Below are 251 nucleotides of genomic sequence, written 5' to 3' on the forward strand. Positions count from 1 at the left end.
TCGCCAATATGCTCAGCTGTGATTCCATGTTCTATAAGCCACTGAATATGATTGTTAATTTCCGAACCTCCAAATGACCGACGCAGATTATGGTCGGAAATCGGGCAAATGGACGGCGATGACCACCGGGGTTGCCACATCAACCAATAGTCGAGTCAGGCGGATATTTCTAGCCGTGGTCTCCGGCAACGACAATCAGTCATTCGCCTGCCGACGAGGAGCTGTGAGAGTGCCGCAGAAGTGAAAGATGG

The 251-nt window shown here is 51.0% G+C and carries 1 pseudogene; it reads right to left on the bottom strand.

Annotated elements, in window-relative coordinates:
- Positions 1 to 140 (bottom strand): annotated as a pseudogene (locus EOD29_RS38105) (adenylate/guanylate cyclase domain-containing protein); the annotation flags it as partial.
- Between the last annotated feature and the right edge of the window lie 111 nt (positions 141 to 251).

It is taken from the genome of Mesorhizobium sp. M1A.T.Ca.IN.004.03.1.1 (assembly GCF_003997555.1).
Lineage (GTDB): Bacteria > Pseudomonadota > Alphaproteobacteria > Rhizobiales > Rhizobiaceae > Mesorhizobium.